Below are 466 nucleotides of genomic sequence, written 5' to 3' on the forward strand. Positions count from 1 at the left end.
TTGATCCTGAGTGCATCTATTATGCCCACCCTTACGCCTCTTGGGAAAGAGGAACCAACGAGAACCATAACAGACTCATTAGACGATGGTTGCCAAAAGGCACAAAGAAAACGACCATAAGAATGGTCGCCTTCATCGAAAATTGGATTAACAACTATCCAAAGAAATGTTTGAACTATTTATCTCCTAGACAATTTTTACTAAATGCCTAACTTAGACTTGAAATTTAGCATTGCTTCGTCCTCTTCTTGAGAACTTTATTAGTATAGCAAAGTTTTATTATATTGGCAAGGATTTTTGAAATTCAACATAAAAATATGTAAAAAGACAGGCTCTATAATTTCTGTAGTGGGTAACTCCACTGAGGAGATTATAGGGCTTTTTGAGTGTGATAAATTATAAAATATAGTGCAACAAAAAACTCATAGGGTTTCTTTCGTGTAAACTGTAAGTAACGACATCAACA

At 34.8% G+C, this 466-nt stretch carries 1 protein-coding gene; it reads left to right on the forward strand.

Going from position 1 to position 466, the window contains the following annotated elements:
• A partial coding sequence (locus tag ACFORF_RS07980; protein ID WP_380427114.1) for a transposase occupies nucleotides 1–212 on the forward strand: 212 nt, incomplete at its 5' end.
• Between the last annotated feature and the right edge of the window lie 254 nt (nucleotides 213–466).

Source organism: Streptococcus caprae (assembly GCF_042649745.1).
In the GTDB taxonomy this organism is placed as follows: Bacteria; Bacillota; Bacilli; order Lactobacillales; family Streptococcaceae; genus Streptococcus; species Streptococcus caprae.